This is a genomic window from Paenibacillus macquariensis (assembly GCF_900156375.1).
Classification (GTDB): Bacteria; Bacillota; Bacilli; order Paenibacillales; family Paenibacillaceae; genus Paenibacillus_AQ; species Paenibacillus_AQ macquariensis.
This window is the reverse complement of record NZ_FTNK01000007.1, coordinates 247,522-268,225: the sequence shown is the minus strand read 5'-3', so window position 1 is coordinate 268,225 and position 20,704 is coordinate 247,522. Positions and strand designations below refer to the sequence as shown.

The following is a 20,704-nucleotide window of genomic DNA, read 5'->3' as shown; positions in this document are numbered from 1 at the left end:
CTTGTTCGCATACCTGATGTTATGAGTTAATAAGGATGTCGGAACCGACCATTATGCCGTGAAAGGAGGCTGATTGAATTGATCAAAGCATACGAGGTGGTTTCCGCGTAAGCGGAAAACCTGTTGAATAAGGGGGACCGCGGCAAGCGGTCTCCCTTATTATTTTTTATAACCACGAGGGCATTGGATGAGGTATAATAAATTCAGTTGGAAAAAAATACATAATCGAAAGGAGGCGGAATCAATGGTATTGAATAAAAAAGTCTTAAACGTAGCAGTAGTTGGACAATGGTTTAAGGAGGACGTTGGTTATCGCGAATTACAAAAATGGCAAGGATGTGCTTCCACCTAATTTGTTGAAAGAGCTTCAACAGTATATTCATGGTGAATTGATATACATCCCGAAGAAGAACAAACAGCGTGTAGGCTGGGGAGAACTTAGTGGAACACGGAAGTTGATCACTCGTAGGAATGAAGAGATTTTTGGTTTATATTCAGAAGGTCGCTCTGTTGAGTATTTGCAGCAAGCCTATCATTTGTCTGAAGACAGTATCCGCAAAGTGATTGTCAAAATGCGAATGGAGCTTAAGCAATCTGCAAATCTTCAATGAAGAGTTAGCATAGAGTGTTCTAGAGAACCGTCAGGCGAATGAAGCCAGACGGTTCTTCTTGTGTTCACTACGATTGTGATATGATGGACTAAGACATTTCTAATCATGATGGATAGTTAGGACGTGAATTTATAATGGATTTATTTTCTTTTCAGCAGGAATCGGATCCCGTCTCGCGGCTACTTGCGGATCGAATGCGCCCGGTGAATCTGGATGAATATATTGGACAAGAACATATTGTTGGACAAGGAAAGTTATTGCGACGTGCGATTGAAGCAGATCAAGTCTCATCGATTCTTTTATATGGGCCACCTGGATCTGGTAAAACGACGTTAGCGCATATTATTTCTCATCATACCAAGGCTACATTTGTACGACTAAATGCGGTAGAAGCTTCTGTGAAAGACGTGCGAGAGGTGATCGATCAGGCTCACACCAGCAAGTCTTTATACGGAACTAAGACGATTCTTTTCTTAGATGAGGTACACCGCTTTAACAGTTCTCGGCAAGATGCATTGTTACCTGCTGTTGAGAAAGGCACCATTGTGTTTATTGGAGCGACAACGGAAAACCCATTTCATTACGTCAACGGCGCTTTAATGAGTCGATCAACGTTATTTCAATTAAACCCGCTCACGAAGGAACATTCCTTAATCGCCATGAAACGTGCACTCATAGATTCGGAAAAAGGGCTTGGGTACATGAATCTCGATGTGGATGAAGATGCATTAGAGCATATCGCAACGATGGCAAACGGGGATATTCGTAGAGCGCTTAATGCATTAGAGTTAGCGGTGTTGACGACAGCTCCAGAGAATGATGGTACGATTCACGTTTCGATTGAAGTCGCGGAAGAATCTATCCGTAGACCCATCGTCAAGGCGGATGAATCCACTCAGTATGATATCATTTCGGCATTTCATAAGAGTATTCGAGGTTCAAGCGATGCTGCTCTATTCTGGTTTCTGTATGGGGTGGAGAAGCTTGGGATGGATCCCATGGTGTTCATCCGACGCTTAATTGCAGCTAGTAGTGAAGATATAGGTCTTGCTAATCCGCAGGCGCTAGTGCAGGCGGTAACTGCACTTGATGCATATCGGAATAATGGATGGGCTGAGGGGAAACTGAATATCTCACAAGCGATTCTTTTTGCGGTTGAAAGTCCTAAATCCAATGCCGTATATCTTGCTATTTCCAAAGCAATGACGGCTATGGACGATATCAGATCAGCAGAGGTACCTCTACACTTAAGAGATACTCACTATAAAGGCGCTGTGAAGCTTGGACATGAAGGATATAAATATCCACATAATTTTCCTAATCATTATGTAAAGCAAGATTATTTACCTAAGGAGATCTCACGTCGGGTATTTTATCAAGCAACGGAGCAAGGAAATGAGTCTAAGATTAGGTTGAATCAAGAACGTCGGCGTGAATTGTAGCTTTCACTTTTGCAGGGGATTGGATGAAGCGTGCTACTCACAACAAATTGTATAAATACAAAACGCCCTTCTCGTTCATAACGAGAAGGGCATTTGTTTATTTTGTTCGTATTGGAGGGATAGTGTAAGGTATTTTATCAACTTTATCGATAGTGCCGCCACCGAGGCATTCTTCACCTTGGAAGAAGACGACAGCTTGTCCTGGCGTAATGGCCTTTTGTTGTTTATCAAAAACGACGTTAACCGATCCATCGGCAAGCCAGTTCAGCGTCACAGCTTGATCAGGCTGCCGGTAACGGAATTTGGCTGTGCAAGTAAAAGGTCCTTTGGGCAAAGATCCTTCCCCTGCAATCCAATTCACACCCGTTGCTATAAGCCCATTAGAATAGAGACTAGGATGACTATCACCTTGCACGACATATAGAATGTTATGCTCTAGATTCTTATCCGCTACAAACCAAGGCTCACCATTACCTGATCCACCAATGCCAAGACCTTGACGCTGACCGAGGGTATAATACATCAATCCATCGTGATCGCCTTTAACTTCACCGGTTGCAACATCAACCATTTTACCAGACTGAGCAGGTAAGTATTGGCTAAGGAACTCTTTGAAGTTACGTTCACCGATGAAACAGACGCCTGTGCTATCTTTCTTCTTCGCAGTATATAGACCTGCTTCTTCTGCAATGCGTCGTACTTCCGGCTTAGGAAGATGTCCGATCGGGAACATGGCTTTCGAGAATTGTTCCTGATTTAAGGCGTTTAGGAAGTAGGTCTGATCTTTATTACTATCAATACCACGTAATAGTTTATAAACGCCATTCTCTTCCACTACTCTGGCATAATGCCCTGTAGCAACATAATCCGCACCTAAATTGAGAGCTTTATTCAAGAATTCCCCGAATTTGATCTCACGGTTGCACATCACATCAGGATTGGGCGTTCTACCAGACTTATATTCATCAAGGAAGTAGGAGAATACTTTATCAAAGTATTCCTTCTCGAAATTGACCGTATAGTAGGGAATATCGATCTGCTCACAGACACGGCGTACATCTTCCGCATCATCTTCAGCCGTACAATTACCGAATTGATCGGTGTCATCCCAATTCTTCATAAAGATCCCGATCACATCATAACCTTGCTGTTTCAGAAGCAGCGCGGTAACAGAGGAATCGACACCTCCAGACATGCCGACAACGACACGTGTGTTGCTATTATCTATTGACATCAGAATCACCATCTTTATATTAAAATTGTGCCCATATTGTATTTTAACATAATCAACATGAGATCACATACTGAGTTATGTCCACTCGGGACGAACATTTCTTCTATTTGTAACGGTTTGTTTTCCATATAGGAACTGAATATGTTACCATAAGCAAAGGGTAATGATCGGAATAGGTTGGAATAGTGTGAATGATCACCCAAACGTACCGATTATGCTAACCATACAGATGAAATGAACAGCAAACAATCATACAAGATTTTTATATGAATAGAAAGAGGTGCTAGATATGAAAATATCAACAAAAGGACGTTACGGCTTAACCATTATGATGGAACTATCTTCTAAGTTTGGTGAGGGACCAACTTCACTGAAAAGTATTGCTGAGAAAAATCAATTATCAGAGCATTATCTTGAACAATTGATTGCACCACTTCGTAATGCAGGGTTGGTAAAAAGTGTTCGTGGGGCTTACGGTGGTTATATTTTATTTCGGGATCCGTCAACCATTACAGCAGGTGATGTTATTCGCGTTCTGGAAGGACCTATTTCCCCAGTCGACTTTACAGAAGAAGATGATCCAGCGAAGCGGGATTTATGGCTAAGAATTCGAGATGGTATCGCTAGTGCACTAGATTCTACAACATTGCAAGATCTTATCTCTTTTGAAGAGAAAAGTGCTGCTGACAATTACATGTTCTATATTTAATTTCAAATAGGCGGTGGCTATATAATGAATTCAATTTATTTGGACCATGCGGCTTCTACACCTATTCATCCAGAGGTAGCTAGTGTCATGATGAAGATTATGACTGAACAATATGGTAATGCATCAAGTGTACATACGTTTGGACGAAGTGCAAAACGTATGTTGAACGGAGCACGAGATCAAGTGTGTGCATTGCTTGATTGTTATCCAGACGAACTTGTATTTACAGGTGGAGGAACAGAAAGTGATAATTTAGCTTTGTTTGGGGTATCTTCATTATTAAGCCATAAAGGCAAACATATTATTACTTCTTCCATTGAGCATCATGCAATCTTGCATACATGTGATCAACTGGAACGCGAGGGTTTCCAGATTACGTATCTTCCTGTAGATGCAACGGGTCAGATTAGCTTAAGTGATTTAGAGGATGCCATCACGGAGGAAACCATACTAATCAGTATTATGTATGGTAACAATGAAGTAGGTACAATACAGCCTATTAAAGAGATAGGGGAACTAGCACGTAGTCGAGGTATTCTGTTTCATGTAGATGCGGTACAGGCATTAGGAGCTGTTCCGATTTCATGTAAGGAGTTGGCTGTTGATCTTATGAGCTTCTCAGCACATAAGGTTAATGGTCCTCAAGGCGTAGGTGCTCTTTATGTTCGTCGTGGTCTACAATTGAATGCTCGGTTATATGGAGGGCTTCAGGAGAAGAAACGTCGTGCAGGAACAGAGAATATTGCTGGTGTTGTGGGATTTGCAAAAGCAATCGAGATTATGTATGACCAATTAAAAGAAAGAACCGACTATTATGTACTTCTTAGAAGTACATTGCTTGATGCATTAGCACGGGAAGTAGGTCGTGATTTCTTTATTGTGAACGGTCATTCTACGGAATTTCTGCCTCACATTCTCAATATTAGTTTTCCAGAAATCGATTCAGAGACGCTTCTCATGAGTATGGATATGGAAGGAATTGCTGCATCTAGTGGTTCGGCATGTACTTCTGGTTCATTAGAATTATCGCATGTTCTTAAAGCTATGAATCTCCCTGAGCAAATTTTGAAATCAGCGGTTCGATTTAGCTATGGTTTGGGTAATACTACTGAAGAAATGGAATGTACTGCCCGAATAATTGGAACCATTCTTCAGCGTATACGTAAAAGAGATCATAGGTAGTTCCGACGATGGATAAGGGGGTATGATGGTTTTCCATTTCATCCTAGAAATCATGTGTCAGTTCATGTATAGCGATTATTGCTTTGATTAGGCTGCTATGGTTTCAATTTGATGATGGTGAGGAGGATCTTTCCTTGAAGCTACAAGAAATGATAGGGATTTCCGTGTTTGATGTGGAAGAAGGTAAGGAGATTGGCAAAGTCTGCGATTTCATATTAGATTCTCATTGGACAATTGTAGGGTTTGTACTTGAACGTAAAGCATTATTCTCCAGTATGGTTAAAACCATTGATTGGAGTGAAATTGTTGCTTACGGTGAAGATGCCGTAATGATTCGTAATCAACAGGCTATTCGTATGACGAAAGCCGACAACATACAGTTTACCTATTCTCTTGGGAAGAACAAACTGAAGGATTTACCTGTCTTAACGGAGGACGGTCTCATGCTTGGCAGGATATCGGATGTTTATATTGACCAGGAAATGGGCAATACAATAGTAAGTCTGGAAATATGTGATGGTTTTGTCATGGATTTAATTGAAGGACGAAAGTGGTTACCTTGTACGTCCGATATGGTTGTTGGAGAAGATGCTGTTGTCGTCCCTCCAATGAGCGAAGAACGTTTAGTAAAGCCACTCATTCTGGAAGCGGATAGGTGATAAATAATGAAATGTCCTAATTGTAGTTCGAAAGATATCGGGAAGATTGGATCTCACCAGTTCTATTGCTGGGGTTGTTTTATCGAACTGTCTGTGAACGGAGAGAAAATGTCTGTCTACCAAGTAGAGGAAGATGGAACATTGAGCTCTCTAGATGATTTATTTTTTGGTGAAGAAATGGCTCAGGACTTTCCACATATACATGTCTCTTCTTAAATGTATAGGGTTAGCTATATAGATTGAACTAAAGACGACCCTAATCAGAGCGCGAACTTTAGTACATTATATATATCTGTGATTATGTATTTCTTACATACCCTCAAACACCTCCGAATCATGGCCAGTATTTTAGGTTATGCAAGGAGGTGTTTTTGCTTAATACGTTTTTTGTTAATTTCAGTTTAGATGTCCTTCCATAGATTATTCTGCAAGTTCTGTACATATACTACTTGTAGAAGGCTAGTCCGGAAGGAGGTTAATCGGTTGGAATCCATGTCACACAACAAGTGGTTTCGGGTTATGATTTGGGTACTACTGGGTCTGATTAGTATGTATTTCATATGGTTATTACGCCCGTTATTCATGAACATCTATCATTTTTTGAAAATTATTCTTGCTCCATTCATGGTAGCTATGATCATTTCATATGTCCTTAATCCAATTGTAAGTATGCTTCAGAATCGAAAAGTACCACGAATTATGGCTGTACTTCTCATTTATGCGGTGTTCATATCATGCCTCGTGGTTATTATCATGAATATGATTCCTATGTTTATCGAGCAGTTGGAAGAACTCAATGAGCATTTACCAGAGATGACCATGCATGCTCAAAGTTTCGTGACGAATTTAGATTCTAATCTTCTTCCGACGGGGGTCAGAGCAGGTGTGATGGATTGGTTCTTTCAGTGGGAAGATCGACTTGCACAAGGAATATCTTCCTTTATGAATAATATTGGAAGTACGATTAATGTGGTACTCAACATATTCATTGTACCTTTTCTGATTTTTTATATTTTAAAGGATTTCGATGTGTTTGAACGGACGGTTGTATCATACTTACCCCGTTCTGGGCGAAAGACTATTGTTGTTGTGTTAAAAGAAATCGATAGTGCGCTAGGAAGTTATGTCCGTGGTCAATTCATGGTCTGTCTAATCATAGGTGTGCTTGCTTATATCGGATACATGATCATCGGTATGCCCTATGCACTATTGCTCGCCAGTGTCGTCGCTGTATTTAATGTTGTTCCTTATTTGGGACCGTTCCTGGGTGCCGCACCGGCGGTCGTTATGGCTTCTACGGTATCTATCAAAATGGTATTGCTAGTGGTTGTAGTTAATACCGTCTGTCAAGTGATGGAGAGTAATGTTATTTCTCCTCAAGTGGTCGGAAGGAAGTTACATTTACATCCTGTACTAATCATATTTGCGTTATTAGTCGGAGGAGAAATTGCAGGGATCGTAGGACTGATTCTTGCTGTTCCACTATTGGCTGTTATTAAAGTCGTTATTCAGCATCTCTTTGCTTATTATATCAAGCGAAAGACAGTGTAATGCTGGATTGACAGAAGCAAGGGACCTCTATATACTTGTACTGATAATGAGCAATAAATGACAAATCGACGATGAAATGAAGTACGACCGTGTTCCTTAACCAGAGAACAGACTCCTTTATGGTGTATAGTCATGAAGGCTGAGAGAGTCTGAAAGTGAAGCCGTCAGAAAGCTAATTTCGGAGTGTGAGCTAAATTCACCGGGTGGACCTCGTTAACAGCCGTAACAAAGGCGATCGCCATAATGGACGAGTGAATAACTTGAACCTAGGCGATAACCAGGGTGGTACCGCGATGATAATCGTCCCTGAATATTCAGGGGCGTTTTTTGTGTTTAGAAGCATGAATATACTAGACCTATATAATGGAGGCGTTTGATATGAAAGCAAGTGAAATTCGTTCTAAATGGTTAGAATTTTTCGCGGAAAAGGGACATAAAATTGAGCCCAGTGCTCCTCTAGTTCCACATAATGATCCTTCTCTATTATGGATCAATGCAGGTATGGCACCACTGAAGTCTTATTTTGATGGACGGGAGAAGCCGGATAATCCACGGATTGCGAATTCACAGAAATGTATTCGAACTAATGATATCGAGAATGTAGGTAAGACACGCCGTCACCATACTTTTTTTGAAATGTTAGGTAACTTCTCTATTGGTGACTATTTCAAGGAAGAAGTTATTACGTGGGCGTGGGAATTTCTAACGGATAAGAAATGGATTGGTTTCGATCCAGAACGTTTATCTGTGACGGTATATCCTGAAGATGAGGAAGCTTATAATTTCTGGCATAAGAAGATTGGACTCGCTGAGAATCACATCGTGAAGCTCGAAGATAACTTCTGGGATATTGGGGAAGGTCCTTGTGGTCCTTGTACTGAAATATTCTATGACCGTGGAGAAGTTTATGGAAGTGACATGTCAGATCCTGAGATGTTCCCAGGTGGAGAGAATGAACGTTACTTAGAAGTGTGGAATTTGGTCTTCACACAATTCAATCACAATAAAGATGGCAGTTATACGCCATTGCCTAATAAAAATATCGATACGGGTGCAGGTCTAGAACGCCTCGCATCGATTCTACAGGATGTAGATTCTAACTTCGATACAGATTTGTTCCAACCTATTATTCAACAAACGGCATCATTAACGAAAGTGAAGTACAACGATAGTGTAGAGCAGGATGTTGCTTTCAAAGTGATCGCAGACCATGTTCGTACTGTTGCATTTGCTATCGCTGATGGCGTATTACCTTCAAATGAAGGTCGCGGATATGTTATTCGTCGTTTGCTTCGTCGTGCAGTTCGTTACGGAAAAGTGTTGGGTCTGGATCGTCCATTCCTATATACGTTAACGGAAACTGTGGGAAATGTTATGGGTGTTTATTACCCAGAAGTTGTCGACAAACGTGAATTTATTGAAAAAGTGATCAAAACAGAAGAAGAACGATTCCACGAGACTTTGTCTGATGGATTATCCATTCTAGAGGAAATCAGTAATCAAGCTAAGGAACAAGGGCAGACTACCATTAGTGGCAGTGATGCTTTCAAACTTTATGATACGTATGGCTTCCCGTTTGACTTAACGGAAGATTATGCAACAGAACATGGACTTTCGGTGGATAGAGAAGGTTTCGATAACGCGATGCAAGAACAACGTACACGTGCGCGTGCCGCAAGACAAGATGGTGGCAGTATGCAAGTTCAAGGCGGGATTCTTTCTGATCTAACGATTAAAAGTGAATTTGTTGGATATAATGACTGCGTAACCGAGTCGAAAGTTATCGCGATCATTGTAAATGATGCCTTAGTAGATAGTGTATCAGCCGGACAAACATGTCAGGTTATTCTCGACATTACGCCGTTCTATGCGGAAAGTGGAGGGCAGGTCAGTGATCAGGGACTGTTACGAGGAGGCCAAGTAACAGCTAAGGTAGAAGGATTATTTAAAGCACCATTAGGTCAACCTGTACATCGAGTGGTTGTAGAAGAGGGAATTCTAAAAGTCGGCGAAACACTTAAAGCTGAAGTTAGTCGTGAGAAACGTTCTGATATTGTGAAGAACCATACGGCAACGCATTTACTTCATAAAGCGCTTAAAGAAGTGTTAGGAGATCACGTTAACCAAGCCGGGTCTTTAGTAGATACGCAACGATTACGTTTTGACTTCTCACATTTCGGTAGTATTACGCAAGAAGAGCTTACGGATATTGAGCGCCGTGTAAATGAACAAATTTGGAATGGCCTTGATGTCAATATCGAACTTAAATCAATTGATGAAGCGAAATCTTCAGGTGCTATGGCGTTATTTGGTGAGAAGTATGGTGATATCGTAAGAGTTGTGCAAGTCGGAGAGTACAGCTTGGAGTTATGTGGTGGATGTCATGTGAGTAACACTTCACAGATTGGTATTTTCAAATTAGTTAGTGAGAGTGGTATTGGATCAGGCGTAAGACGTATTGAGGCTGTAACTGGACGTTTAGCATATCTGTACATGGATGGACAACTAGATATTCTGAAACAATCTGCAGAAATGCTTAAATCCAATCTACATGATGTACCTAAACGTATTGATGCATTACATGTACAGCTTAAAGATGTAAGTCGCGAGAATGAGTCACTGCAAAGTAAGTTAAGTATTATTGAAGCAGGTAAACTCAGTGACCAAGTCCTAACTGTAAATGGTGTGGAACTACTAGCAGTTCGTGTGAATGCCGGAAGTATGGATGGTCTTCGTTCACTTGCAGACGAACTTAAAGAGAAACTTCCGAATGCGGTCTTAGTTCTAGGAGCAACGATGGAAGATAAAGTGAACTTTGTCGTAGCTGTACCTCAAGCTTTAGTGAAGTCAGGTCTCCATGCCGGGAAGCTGGTAAAAGAGATTGCTACTGTATGTGGTGGTGGCGGTGGCGGTCGTCCTGATATGGCCCAAGCTGGAGGTAAAGATGGAAGTAAGCTAGATGAAGCATTGAAATTAGCAAATGAACTCGTGGCTCAAGGCCTAAAGGTTTAAAATTAGGAGAAATTTCGGTTATTTTTCACATGGGGATTTCCTTACAGCGCAATGAATATGTTATGATAGTGGCAGGTAATAAATATTTCAGATTGTATTCGCTAAAACATGTTTAATATGTTTTAAAGAAGCGAGGTGTCGTGAATGGATTCCATGGATAAGACAGTCAAATTTAATGTTAATGGCGATGAGTTAGAGGTTTCTTCGAAGGAGATTCTTCTGACGGTATACGATGCTTTGGCAGAGAAGGAATATCATCCGATCAACCAGATTGTCGGCTATCTTTTATCCGGAGATCCTGCTTATATACCGCGCCATAAAAATGCTAGAAGTCTCGTGAGAAAGAAAGAACGAGATGAATTGATTGAAGAGTTGGTAAGATTTTATTTAGCCAATCACCGTTAGGAGAACTTGATGAGAATCATGGGGTTGGATTATGGGGATCGCAGAATTGGAGTGGCAGTTAGCGATATGTTTGGCTGGACTGGTCAAGGGCTTGAAGTTATTGAACGTCGTCGCGAAGGGATTGAGTTCGAACGAATTACGGCTCTGGTCCGTGAGTATGACATTGCTGAGATCGTGGTTGGCTTACCCAAGAATATGGATGGTTCGGTAGGTTTCCGAGGAGATATTTGCATCGAATTCGCAGATAAGCTAAAGGAAATTCTGGACGTACCCGTCCACTTATGGGATGAGAGGTTAACAACAGTATCTGCAGAACGAACACTAATTGAGGGCAACGTCAGCCGAAAGAAACGTAAACAGGTCATAGACAAGATGGCAGCCAGTTTGATTTTGCAAAACTATTTAGATTCTAAGAGTATAAAGCGAGGGTGATATAAATGGCTAATGACAATAAGGGTAGAGAAGAAGAACCGGAAATTATATATATTCCCGATGATGAAGGTAATGAAGAAGAGTTTGAAGTCATTATGAAGTTCGAAGTAGATGATTCTGATGCGAAATATATGATGGTAGTACCCATGGATTCAGAGGATGAAGAGACAGATGAAGTCTATGCATTCCGTTATGAGGAAGATGAAGTTGGGGACGATATCAAGCTATACATGATCGAAAGTGATGAGGAATGGGCAATCGTTGAAGAAACTTTCAATACGCTTGTAGCTGAACTCGATGGAGGGGAATTAGATGACTGAGATTTCAAGTAGTCAGGTTGAATGGAGTAATCGTCTAAAGGAAGCTTTCGGTCCCACAGTGGAATTGGAAGATGAAGATGGAACAACATCTGTTTATGATCTAACAGCTGAATTTGTAGTTGGAGATCAAAGTTATGCTGTTCTACTAAGAGTAGATGATGATAGCGACGAATATGATATCCTCAAAATTATCACTTCTCCGGAAGGAAACTTAGAGCTTGTCACCATTGATGACGATGAGGAATGGGAGAACATCGCTGAACTATACGATGAATTAACGTTCCCACAAGACAACGATATTTAGTGCGTTCTACGCTACTATTATCATAGTGCACAACTCATTCCAATAGGAAATGCTGGAAGGGTGGATTATTCCGCCCTTTTTGGCTGTGAAGGGACGGAAATCTCCATGAAAACGGTAATGAAAATATTTGGTATTATACTATTATTCATAGTATTGGCTGTAGGTGGCGTGGCGTGGTATATATGGAGTGGCTTGCAACCCGTTAAGAAGTCCGATGAGGTTGTACAGTTTACAATTGAGCAAGGCATGGGTACGACTCAAATTGCCTCGCTATTACATGAGAAAGCATTGATAAAGAACGAACTGATATTCATTGGTTATTTGAAATGGAAAGATCAAGGAAGTCGTTTTCAAGCTGGGAACTATGCAACTACACCTGGAAAGTCAAACGATGAAATAATTGCAATGCTAAATAATGGTGATGTCGTAAAAGAGGAAATGATCCGCTTCACGATTCCTGAAGGATATACGGTTGTGCAAATAGCAGACAAGCTGGATAAAGAGGGATTCGTAGATGGGGCAACTTTTCTGAAATTAGCTAACCAATCGTCACAAGCGAATGAGACTTTATTAGGGGTCATACCTAAGAATGCTGAAATTAAGCATGCTCTAGAGGGCTATCTCTTTCCGGAAACCTATGAATTGAAAAAGGGAATTACGGAAGCAGAAATTATTAAGACGATGACTTCTCAACTAGAGCAAAAGTTGAATAGTATTGATAATTGGGAAGAAAAGATGAAGCAACGTGGGCTTACGCTACATGAATTGTTGACCATTTCATCTTTGGTGGAGCGTGAAGTTGTTGTGGATACGGAGCGACGACTAGTCGCAGGTATTATTTATAATCGATTGAACAAAGGACAAAAACTTGAAATTGATGCGACAGTGCAATATTCGCTTGATAAACCCAAGGAACGTCTTTTCTATAAAGATTTAGAGGTTGAAAGTCCTTATAATACGTATTTGAAAAAAGGTCTTCCACCGGGTCCTATATGTAACCCAAGTCTTGCTTCGATTAAGGCAGCACTTGATCCACAACCTTCAGATTATTTCTTTTATGTGACTAAAAAAGATGGGACTCAAACCCATTTATTTGCGAAGACGTATAAGGAACATTTGGTCAATATTGAAAAAAGTAAAAGTATGTCAAAGTAGAAAGAGGTGCTACATGGTGAACAAACCAGAGCTTCTGGTAACGGCTGGATCTTTGAATGAGATCTCAACTTTAATAGACGCTGGGGCAGATGCCCTGTTGATTGGAAATGATCGATTTGGGATGAGATTAGCGGGAAGTTTCTCGATTGAGGAAATTCAAGAAGCTGTACAACAAGCACATGCTCGTCAAGTACATGTATATGTTAGTCTTCAGAACCTGATGTCTAATGATCTATTAGATTCTCTTCCTGATTATGTAAAGGCATTGGGGAATGCTGGCGTGGATGGCGTCGAATTTAATGATCCATCGGTATTAATGGCTGTCAAAACGTATGCTCCTCAGATGAAGCTGCATTGGAACGCAGAGATGACGACTACAAATTATGCAACAGCGAACTATTGGGGTCGCCGAGGTGCTAAGCGTGTCGTATTTGCCAGAGAACTTAATATGGATGAGATTACAGGAATGAAAGGTCACCTTGAAATTGAATCGCAGGTTCAAGTTCATGGTATGACGAATATCTATCATTCTAAGCGAAGTCTAGTTGGAAGCTACATGTTACACCAAGGCAGACCTTTAGATGGGGGTAGTCTTGGCAAAGAGCGGGGGTTATTCCTACTTGAGGGTGAGCGACCAGGTGAGAAATATCCTATATACGAAGATATCAATGGTACTCATATCATGAGTTCAGATGATATTTGTATCTTAGAGGATTTACATTTTCTTTTAGAAGCAGGTGTGAATAGTCTCAAGGTGGAAGGGTTGTTAAAGCCCTTGTCTTACAATGAGACCGTTGTAAGAACATACAGACAGGTAATTGATACTTATATGGCTGATCCAGCGAACTATAGCTATCAGGAGCAGTTCATGGATAATATTCGGAAGATTCAAGACCCGGAACGAGAATTAACTTTTGGATTCTTTTATAAAGAACAGGTTTATTAATTATAGATATGGTGAGGTGGAACGAAAAATGGAAGTCATGTCTCAACCTAAGTATACGGGTAAGCGATATCGTCTAGACAAACCCGAACTTCTGGCTCCAGCAGGTAACTTAGAGAAATTGAAATTCGCGATACATTATGGTGCTGATGCAGTCTATATTGGTGGACAGGTGTATGGTCTTCGTTCTAACGCGGACAATTTCAGCTTTGAAGAGATGCGTGAAGGCGTTGAGTTTGCGCAGAAGTATGGAGCTAAGGTGTTTGTCGCAACTAATATTTATGCACATAATGAAGATTTAGAGGGTATTGAAGCCTATTTGCGTAATCTTCATGAAGTTGGTATTGCAGCTATTATTACAGCAGATCCTGCGATTATTGAAATCGCACAGCGGGCTGTTCCTGAGATAGAAGTACATTTAAGTACGCAGCAATCCACGATGAATTGGCAATCGGTGAAATTTTGGAAAGAAGAGGGTTTGCCACGTGTGGTATTAGGACGCGAAGTTAGCTTTCAAGAAATAGCTGAAATTAAGAAACATGTGGATATCGAGATCGAAGCATTTGTTCATGGTGCGATGTGTTCCTCGTATTCCGGTCGTTGTGTACTTTCTAATCATTTCACAGACCGAGATTCTAATCGCGGAGGCTGCTGCCAATCTTGTCGATGGAGTTATGATCTATTTGAAGAGGCACCTTCCAATGACGTATGGGTCTCCGAAGAAGAGGCGCAGAATACACCGCATGCATTGTTTCAACCAGAAGATAATGCATTCACCATGGGATCGAAAGATTTATGTATGTTAGAAAGTATTCCTGAACTTATTGAAGTGGGAATTGACAGCTTCAAGATTGAAGGACGTATGAAATCACTGCATTATGTAGCTACGGTCGTTAATGCTTATCGTCAAGCGATCGATTCCTATATGGCAGATCCAGACAATTATGTACTGAAGCCTGAATGGGTTGAGGAGATAAATAAAGCAGCAAATCGACCTGTAAATACTGGGTTTTTCTATGATACACCTGATCATGAAGATCACATCTACGAACCTGAAGAAAAAGCCACGCCGTACGATTTTGCAGGATTAGTATTAGAATACAATGCAGAAGATGGTAAAGCACTCATTCAACAGCGTAATCACTTTAAACCTGGACAAGAGATAGAGTTCTTTGGACCGGGAGGAACTTTTTTCAAGCAACGTGTAGAAACGATTTGGGATGAGAAGGGTAACGTGTTGGATGCAGCTCGGCATGCGATGCAACGCGTTGTTATTAAGGTTGATCAACCTGTACGTTATTTTGATATGATGCGTTGTAAGAGAAAATAAGTATGTAACTCACTTAATAAATCGATAGTAGAGCCTCTTTGTCCAAATGGACGAAAGACTCTACTATTTTTTTGTACAATTAACGTAAATTTTTTTATTATTTAAAAGGATTATTAAGTTAAATTGTCGAATATTAACATGTAACATAACGTAATCGCTTTCAGGATACGTCATGCACTACATACTGGCAGGTGAATATTTATGGGAACAGATCGCAATAACAAAAAAGGCCAAGAACAGCAAGCGAAAACTAAGATTAAACAATTTGGGAGTTTTGTTAAAGGGAAAGATAAAAGTTCAACAGAATCAAATTCCCCTAAAGAATTAACTTGGAGAAAATTTAATCCAGCACATTCTGTAGGGGTTAAGTTATTTTTAATCTTTTTCATAGCCATTGTGGCATTCGTGTTGCTAGTTGGAGTTATGTCATACAAAAAGGCCAAGAGTACGATTGAGGACACGGCAGCAAATGCCAACCGGCAGACGATCATTCAAACATCCGAGAAACTAGACATTATTTTGGGACAATATGAAGACATTGTGCTTCAATTATTCTTTGATACGGATATGCAGAGTAGTATGTCGCAATTAACTCAACAGGGACTAACAGAATATGATCTGTTTATGACAAATAAGAAAATTACCGAAAAATTGAGTGCTCAAATCAATGCTAACGAAACAATTAGAGGAATAGTCATTATTCCGCCGGATTCAAATATGAAGCCAATGACAAGAGGGACGATAGCAACAAATGTAGATACAGTTCGTTCTGAACCTTGGTTTGAATCATTAAAGGATAAGAACAAATCCACATGGCTTCCAATAGAGTCTGGAAATAATAGCGAGGAAACGTTTAAAGTGGTACGTTCTCTCAAAACCATGTCTGGTGCGAGCAAGCCATTTGTGATCATCATTGAATTGAAACCCGAATTACTGAGAGATCAGCTGAAGGGCATTGACTTGGGGAGCGGTAGCAAGTTAGAGCTCCATACGAATGAAGGTCAGATTGTTGCTTCTAGTGCGGATGAGAAGGCTGGCGCTAAGACAAAATTAACATTTAAATTCGATGAGAAAGAAGATTCAGGTGATCTGAGAACTAAAGATGAGAGTGGTAAAGATGTTCTAGCGGTGTATAGCACGCTTAAAACAGCAGGTTGGAAACTGGTAGGAACTATCCCAACCTCAGAATTGGTGAGGAGTGCTCAAGGTATTCTGAGCTTTACGATATGGTCTGCAATCGCCGTTGCAGTCATCGCGATTCTGATTGGAATATTGATGGTTCGTATGATTGCTCGTCCACTTATCAATTTAAGAAATCTCTTGATTGAAGGCTCGAAGGGGAATCTTAAAGTTCGATCTCAACATCGTTCCAGAGATGAAATCGGACAACTATCAGGAAGCTTTAATACGATGATGGAGCAAATTACACTATTAGTGAACCAGACCAACAATACAGCGCAAGAAGTACTTGATACGGCTAGTGAATTATCAGATGCATCGAATAAAACGGCTTTATCAGCTCGCGAAATCGCTGTTGCAACGGAAGAAATCGCGAATGGAGCAAGTAGTCTTGCGACAGAAGCAGAGAAAGGTAATGAACTTACAGATCATATTGCACTACAAATGCAAGTGGTCATAAGTAGTAATGTTGAGATGGGAAAAGCAGCTCGAGAAGTTGAGAATTCCAGTGAGTTAGGCACACATAAATTGAGTGATTTATTAGATAAAACCCATCAGACAGAGGATATGACGCGTGCCTTAATGACCAAAGTAGATGGTCTGAAAGAAACGACGATGTCTGTTGGAAAAGTACTTGAAGTGTTGCAGAATATTACGAAGCAGACTAATATCTTATCATTGAATGCAACCATTGAGGCAGCTCGTGCAGGTGCGGCTGGTAAAGGATTTATGGTGATAGCAGATGAAATCCGACAATTGGCCGATCAATCTAGACAGTCCATAGAGATGGTAGGCGAAATCACTGAACGAATCATGAGTGAAATGAATGAGACGGTAAGTGCTCTTACTGAAGCCTATCCACTGTTCCAGCATCAAATGACAGCTGTGAAGGAAACAAACGATATTTTCGTCTCAGTTCAAGGACAAATGGGTGAATATATTCAGCGCTTAGATTCGGTAACATCGTCAATTGAAGGGTTGAATCAGTCACAATCGACTTTGTCAGAAGCGATGGCAAACGTTAGTGCTGTAGCTGAAGAGTCTTCTGCAACATCGGAAGAAGTCGCTTCCCTCAGTAATGAACAACAAAGCATTGGTAATCAATTGGTACAATTATCTGGAAAACTGGAGAATGTATCTACCGAATTGAAAGCTGCATTATCTCGATTCACCGTGTGATAAATGATTTGATGAAGGATTCTCGAATGCCATGCAAATGGCTGTGAGAATCCTTCTTTTTTGGCTGTATAAGTGCTAAAGAGGACATACTAGGTAAAAAAGTTAGAAGAGGAATAATATATGATACTGAAGCAAAAAAAACGTATTTTTTATTGTTTAATGTTTTTAACGGGAGTCATGTTTATCCTATTCATTCGATTAGCATACATCCAATTTCTGATGAGAGTTACGTTATTGCCTGAAAGTAGGCATACGCTCCAAGCGATGTCGATGCTACAAAGGGAACGGGCAATCATGCTCGATTCAGGGAGAGGAAGATTCTATGACCGATATGGTGCGTCGTTAACCGATGAGACGATTCCAGCTGTTGTATTATTTCCAATGGATAGAAGGACGCCTCAGAGTGGGATGATGGATTCCAATATAGACAAGATTGCAGAAGTTTTAGGCGTCAGCCCGGACTATTTTTATAAAATATGGGGTAATCTGCGTGAGCCTTTGGTCTGGCATATCCATAAAGGAGGAGATCCCTTATCTTTAAATGATACTCAGGCTAAGCTCATTACAAGCTTGGATGTGAGTGGAATAAAAGTATTGCCTTACAATAAAAGATACAATGACAATCTCGCAGGAAATCAATGGTTAGGTTATTTGACACAGCTGCCTGAAGAGTTAAATCATACAAACAGTGGAGTGCAAATGAAACAGGGAGGTGGAGGTCTAGAAAAGACCTTAGAACCGCTTCTAAAGGGGATAGGACCAACGATTGCTTATTATACAGTAGATGGAAAGAACAAACCTATTTCAGGCACTGGGATAAGAGTAAAGGCTCCAGATAATCCCTATTACCCGTTACGGTTCGTAACTACAATTGATAGGCCTATTCAACAGCAAATAGAAAAGCTAACAAAACAATCTGGTATGAAACAAGGCTCTGTAGTTGTACTTGATACTGACAATGCAGATGTCGTAGCTATGGTGTCTGCTCCTTTCTACAATCCCCAAGAAATCCATCCAGAGCAAGGTGAATGGAATAACAAAGCATTACAGGCAGTGACGCCGGGTTCTATCTTTAAAACAGTTATTGCCGCGGCAGCTTTAGATGCGGGGGTAACATCAACCCGTGAGAAATTTCATTGTACCGGACATTATGGGAAGTATGGATTATCCTGTTGGAAAGAAGGAGGGCATGGTACGATAACGCTTGAACAAGCATATGCCCAATCCTGTAATGTTGTGTTTGCCACATTAGCAGAGAGGCTTACATCAGGACAGATTCAGACAACAGCTGAAGCGTTAGGGTTGGGAAGAAGAGTAGGCTGGGAGGATCACGATATTCTGGGGGTGTCTTTAATGAAACCTTTGGATCATGAGGATGCCGGAGTGGTGTTTGCTCCGTCTTCATTTCCATATGATGGTGGCGTTAGAGCTCAGACGGGCATAGGACAACGGAATGTGACGGTGACGCCATTACAAGCGGCTAATTTAGTGGTTACCCTTCTCCATAAAGGTCAAGTTCAAGCACCTCGAATATTAGAACGTATCTCGTATCATAATGGACAAGTGATGAAGAAGCTGATTCCTCATACTTATCCGCGGACACTGAGTAATATACAACCAAAGACAGCTGAGCTCTTAACCTTATGGATGAGAAAGGTGGTTACTGAAGGAACAGGTCAATCCTTGTCTAGTTCTGATTGGCCGTTAGCTGGTAAATCTGGAACAGCTCAAACATTTTTAAAGGGAGACCCCAAGAATAACCAATGGTTTATTGGTTATGGTCCCGTGAATCATCCAAAATATGCTGTTGCAGTGCTGTTTCAACATGAATCTCCAGATTCAAAGAACAAAGCAACAGCATTGTTTGGTCAGATTATGGGTTTGTTATCTTCTACTTCTACGATAGGTTCAATGTCTGATTCGGCTCGTTGATCCATATCAAAGGGAGAAACCTCGAATTCTTCATGTGGCAGTCTAATCCAACGTTTAAGGTACCCTTGCATGAGTAGCTCTTTGATTAAGATAAGTAGTATAGGTGAAAGAATTAACCCTGCAACTCCAAACAGAGATAATGAAATGATCATAAATGAGAGCATTAAGAAAGCGGATGTCACACCGATAGAATTACCTGCAATCTTGGGTTCAAGCAATTGACGTGTGATTAGGATAACAATAAATAAGACACCTAGACCGATGGCAAGACCTATATTACCTACAATCACTAGATAGATAATCCATGGAATCATTATGAAAGAGACTCCGACGAGTGGAATAATATCGAGTAGAGCGCCGAGTAGAGCGAGTGTTAACTCATTTCCTGTACCTAATATCAAGAGTCCGATATATAAAATTACGAAACAAATAAGAACCAATATCATCTGCGCCTTGATGTAGGAACCAATGGACTTGAATACACTATTTTTAAGGAATGCATAGGCGTTCTTAATCGTCTGAGGCGATTTATCACTAGCAATGCGTCGCCATGTTTCAATTTCTGTGCTTAAGAAGAAAGCTAGAATGATCGCAATAGCAAAGTTACCGAGGAAAGATGAGAATGAAGTGAAGGCAGAAAATAAATATTTCAGGAAATTAATTAATATATCTGAAGCGGAATTTGTTATAAGTGTGAAATATTCATTCATTTTTTCAGTGAGGTTAGGGGGGAGTAAGTCTGCTTTCGTATGTAAGAAATTTAAAGACTGCGTGAATTGCCATTGAAATACTCTAGTATAGTAGGGTAATTGGTCATGCATATGTGAGATTTGAGAAATGACGATGATGCCACCTGCTAATATGCCTCCTAGAATGATAAGAACAAATAACAAAATAGAAATTGCAGAAGAGATTGCTTTATTTAATCCTCTTTTGTGAAGAAACTTAGCAAATGGTTCGATCAATAAGAAGATGATAAAGGATAAGAAGACGGGCGTTGCTAACTGATAAAGTTTACTGAATATAAACATGGTCAAAAAAACAGTTAATGCTATTAATCCAATATCAAAAAATGTTCGCCAATACTTTTTATAAAGTGGAAGCATAGTCTAAAAACATCTCCTT

The 20,704-nt window shown here is 40.4% G+C and carries 19 protein-coding genes; 17 read left to right on the top strand and 2 right to left on the bottom strand.

Going from position 1 to position 20,704, the window contains the following annotated elements:
• Positions 1-311: 311 nt before the first annotated feature.
• The gene (locus BW961_RS15145; protein ID WP_068537984.1) at positions 312-611 is read left to right on the top strand and encodes a CD3324 family protein; all 300 of its coding nucleotides are present in this window, start codon (positions 312-314) and stop codon (positions 609-611) included.
• Positions 612-745: 134 nt separating this feature from the next.
• Entirely contained in the window at positions 746-2,053 is a 1,308-nt protein-coding gene (locus tag BW961_RS15140) for a replication-associated recombination protein A (protein ID WP_068588006.1), read from the top strand.
• Positions 2,054-2,150: 97 nt separating this feature from the next.
• Here the strand turns inward: BW961_RS15140 and mnmA are convergent, their stop codons facing one another.
• Complete coding sequence (gene mnmA / locus BW961_RS15135) at positions 2,151-3,287, bottom strand: tRNA 2-thiouridine(34) synthase MnmA (RefSeq protein WP_068588004.1); 1,137 nt, start codon at positions 3,285-3,287, stop codon at positions 2,151-2,153.
• 289 nt (positions 3,288-3,576) lie between these two features.
• Between mnmA and cymR the strand changes: the two genes are divergently transcribed.
• The 15 genes from cymR (at position 3,577) to BW961_RS15060 (ending at position 19,579) form a co-directional block, all read left to right on the top strand.
• The gene (cymR, locus tag BW961_RS15130; RefSeq protein WP_068588001.1) at positions 3,577-3,996 is read left to right on the top strand and encodes a cysteine metabolism transcriptional regulator CymR; all 420 of its coding nucleotides are present in this window, start codon (positions 3,577-3,579) and stop codon (positions 3,994-3,996) included.
• 24 nt (positions 3,997-4,020) lie between these two features.
• Complete coding sequence (locus BW961_RS15125) at positions 4,021-5,178, top strand: cysteine desulfurase family protein (protein ID WP_068587999.1); 1,158 nt, start codon at positions 4,021-4,023, stop codon at positions 5,176-5,178.
• 134 nt (positions 5,179-5,312) lie between these two features.
• Positions 5,313-5,837, top strand: coding sequence for a PRC-barrel domain-containing protein (locus tag BW961_RS15120; RefSeq protein WP_068587997.1), 525 nt, complete (start codon positions 5,313-5,315; stop codon positions 5,835-5,837).
• A 6-nt stretch (positions 5,838-5,843) separates the two neighbouring features.
• Complete coding sequence (locus BW961_RS15115; protein WP_068587995.1) at positions 5,844-6,053, top strand: hypothetical protein; 210 nt, start codon at positions 5,844-5,846, stop codon at positions 6,051-6,053.
• Positions 6,054-6,329: 276 nt separating this feature from the next.
• The gene (locus BW961_RS15110) at positions 6,330-7,388 is read left to right on the top strand and encodes an AI-2E family transporter (protein WP_394327634.1); all 1,059 of its coding nucleotides are present in this window, start codon (positions 6,330-6,332) and stop codon (positions 7,386-7,388) included.
• Positions 7,389-7,766: 378 nt separating this feature from the next.
• The gene (gene alaS, locus BW961_RS15105) at positions 7,767-10,400 is read left to right on the top strand and encodes an alanine--tRNA ligase (RefSeq protein WP_068587991.1); all 2,634 of its coding nucleotides are present in this window, start codon (positions 7,767-7,769) and stop codon (positions 10,398-10,400) included.
• Positions 10,401-10,544: 144 nt separating this feature from the next.
• Positions 10,545-10,805, top strand: a complete 261-nt coding sequence (locus tag BW961_RS15100; protein ID WP_068587989.1) for an IreB family regulatory phosphoprotein — start codon at positions 10,545-10,547, stop codon at positions 10,803-10,805.
• 9 nt (positions 10,806-10,814) lie between these two features.
• The gene (gene ruvX / locus BW961_RS15095; RefSeq protein WP_068587986.1) at positions 10,815-11,237 is read left to right on the top strand and encodes a Holliday junction resolvase RuvX; all 423 of its coding nucleotides are present in this window, start codon (positions 10,815-10,817) and stop codon (positions 11,235-11,237) included.
• Positions 11,238-11,242: 5 nt separating this feature from the next.
• Positions 11,243-11,557, top strand: coding sequence for a DUF1292 domain-containing protein (locus BW961_RS15090; RefSeq protein ID WP_068587983.1), 315 nt, complete (start codon positions 11,243-11,245; stop codon positions 11,555-11,557).
• Positions 11,550-11,861, top strand: coding sequence for a DUF1292 domain-containing protein (locus BW961_RS15085; RefSeq protein WP_068587981.1), 312 nt, complete (start codon positions 11,550-11,552; stop codon positions 11,859-11,861). The genes BW961_RS15090 and BW961_RS15085 overlap by 8 nt, the downstream gene beginning before the upstream one ends.
• A 105-nt stretch (positions 11,862-11,966) precedes the next feature.
• Positions 11,967-13,016, top strand: coding sequence for an endolytic transglycosylase MltG (gene mltG, locus BW961_RS15080; RefSeq protein WP_170878571.1), 1,050 nt, complete (start codon positions 11,967-11,969; stop codon positions 13,014-13,016).
• A 13-nt stretch (positions 13,017-13,029) separates the two neighbouring features.
• Positions 13,030-13,962, top strand: coding sequence for a peptidase U32 family protein (locus BW961_RS15075; protein ID WP_068587979.1), 933 nt, complete (start codon positions 13,030-13,032; stop codon positions 13,960-13,962).
• A 28-nt stretch (positions 13,963-13,990) separates the two neighbouring features.
• Entirely contained in the window at positions 13,991-15,289 is a 1,299-nt protein-coding gene (locus tag BW961_RS15070; RefSeq protein WP_068587976.1) for a peptidase U32 family protein, read from the top strand.
• A gap of 201 nt (positions 15,290-15,490) precedes the next feature.
• Positions 15,491-17,647, top strand: coding sequence for a methyl-accepting chemotaxis protein (locus tag BW961_RS15065; RefSeq protein WP_068587974.1), 2,157 nt, complete (start codon positions 15,491-15,493; stop codon positions 17,645-17,647).
• 120 nt (positions 17,648-17,767) lie between these two features.
• Positions 17,768-19,579: a peptidoglycan D,D-transpeptidase FtsI family protein gene (locus BW961_RS15060; protein ID WP_068587972.1), complete on the top strand. Its 1,812-nt coding sequence runs from the start codon at positions 17,768-17,770 to the stop codon at positions 19,577-19,579.
• Here the strand turns inward: BW961_RS15060 and BW961_RS15055 are convergent.
• Positions 19,516-20,685 (bottom strand): AI-2E family transporter, encoded by a 1,170-nt coding sequence (locus tag BW961_RS15055; RefSeq protein ID WP_068587970.1) that lies wholly within the window; start codon positions 20,683-20,685, stop codon positions 19,516-19,518. The genes BW961_RS15060 and BW961_RS15055 overlap by 64 nt on opposite strands.
• Positions 20,686-20,704: the final 19 nt, after the last annotated feature.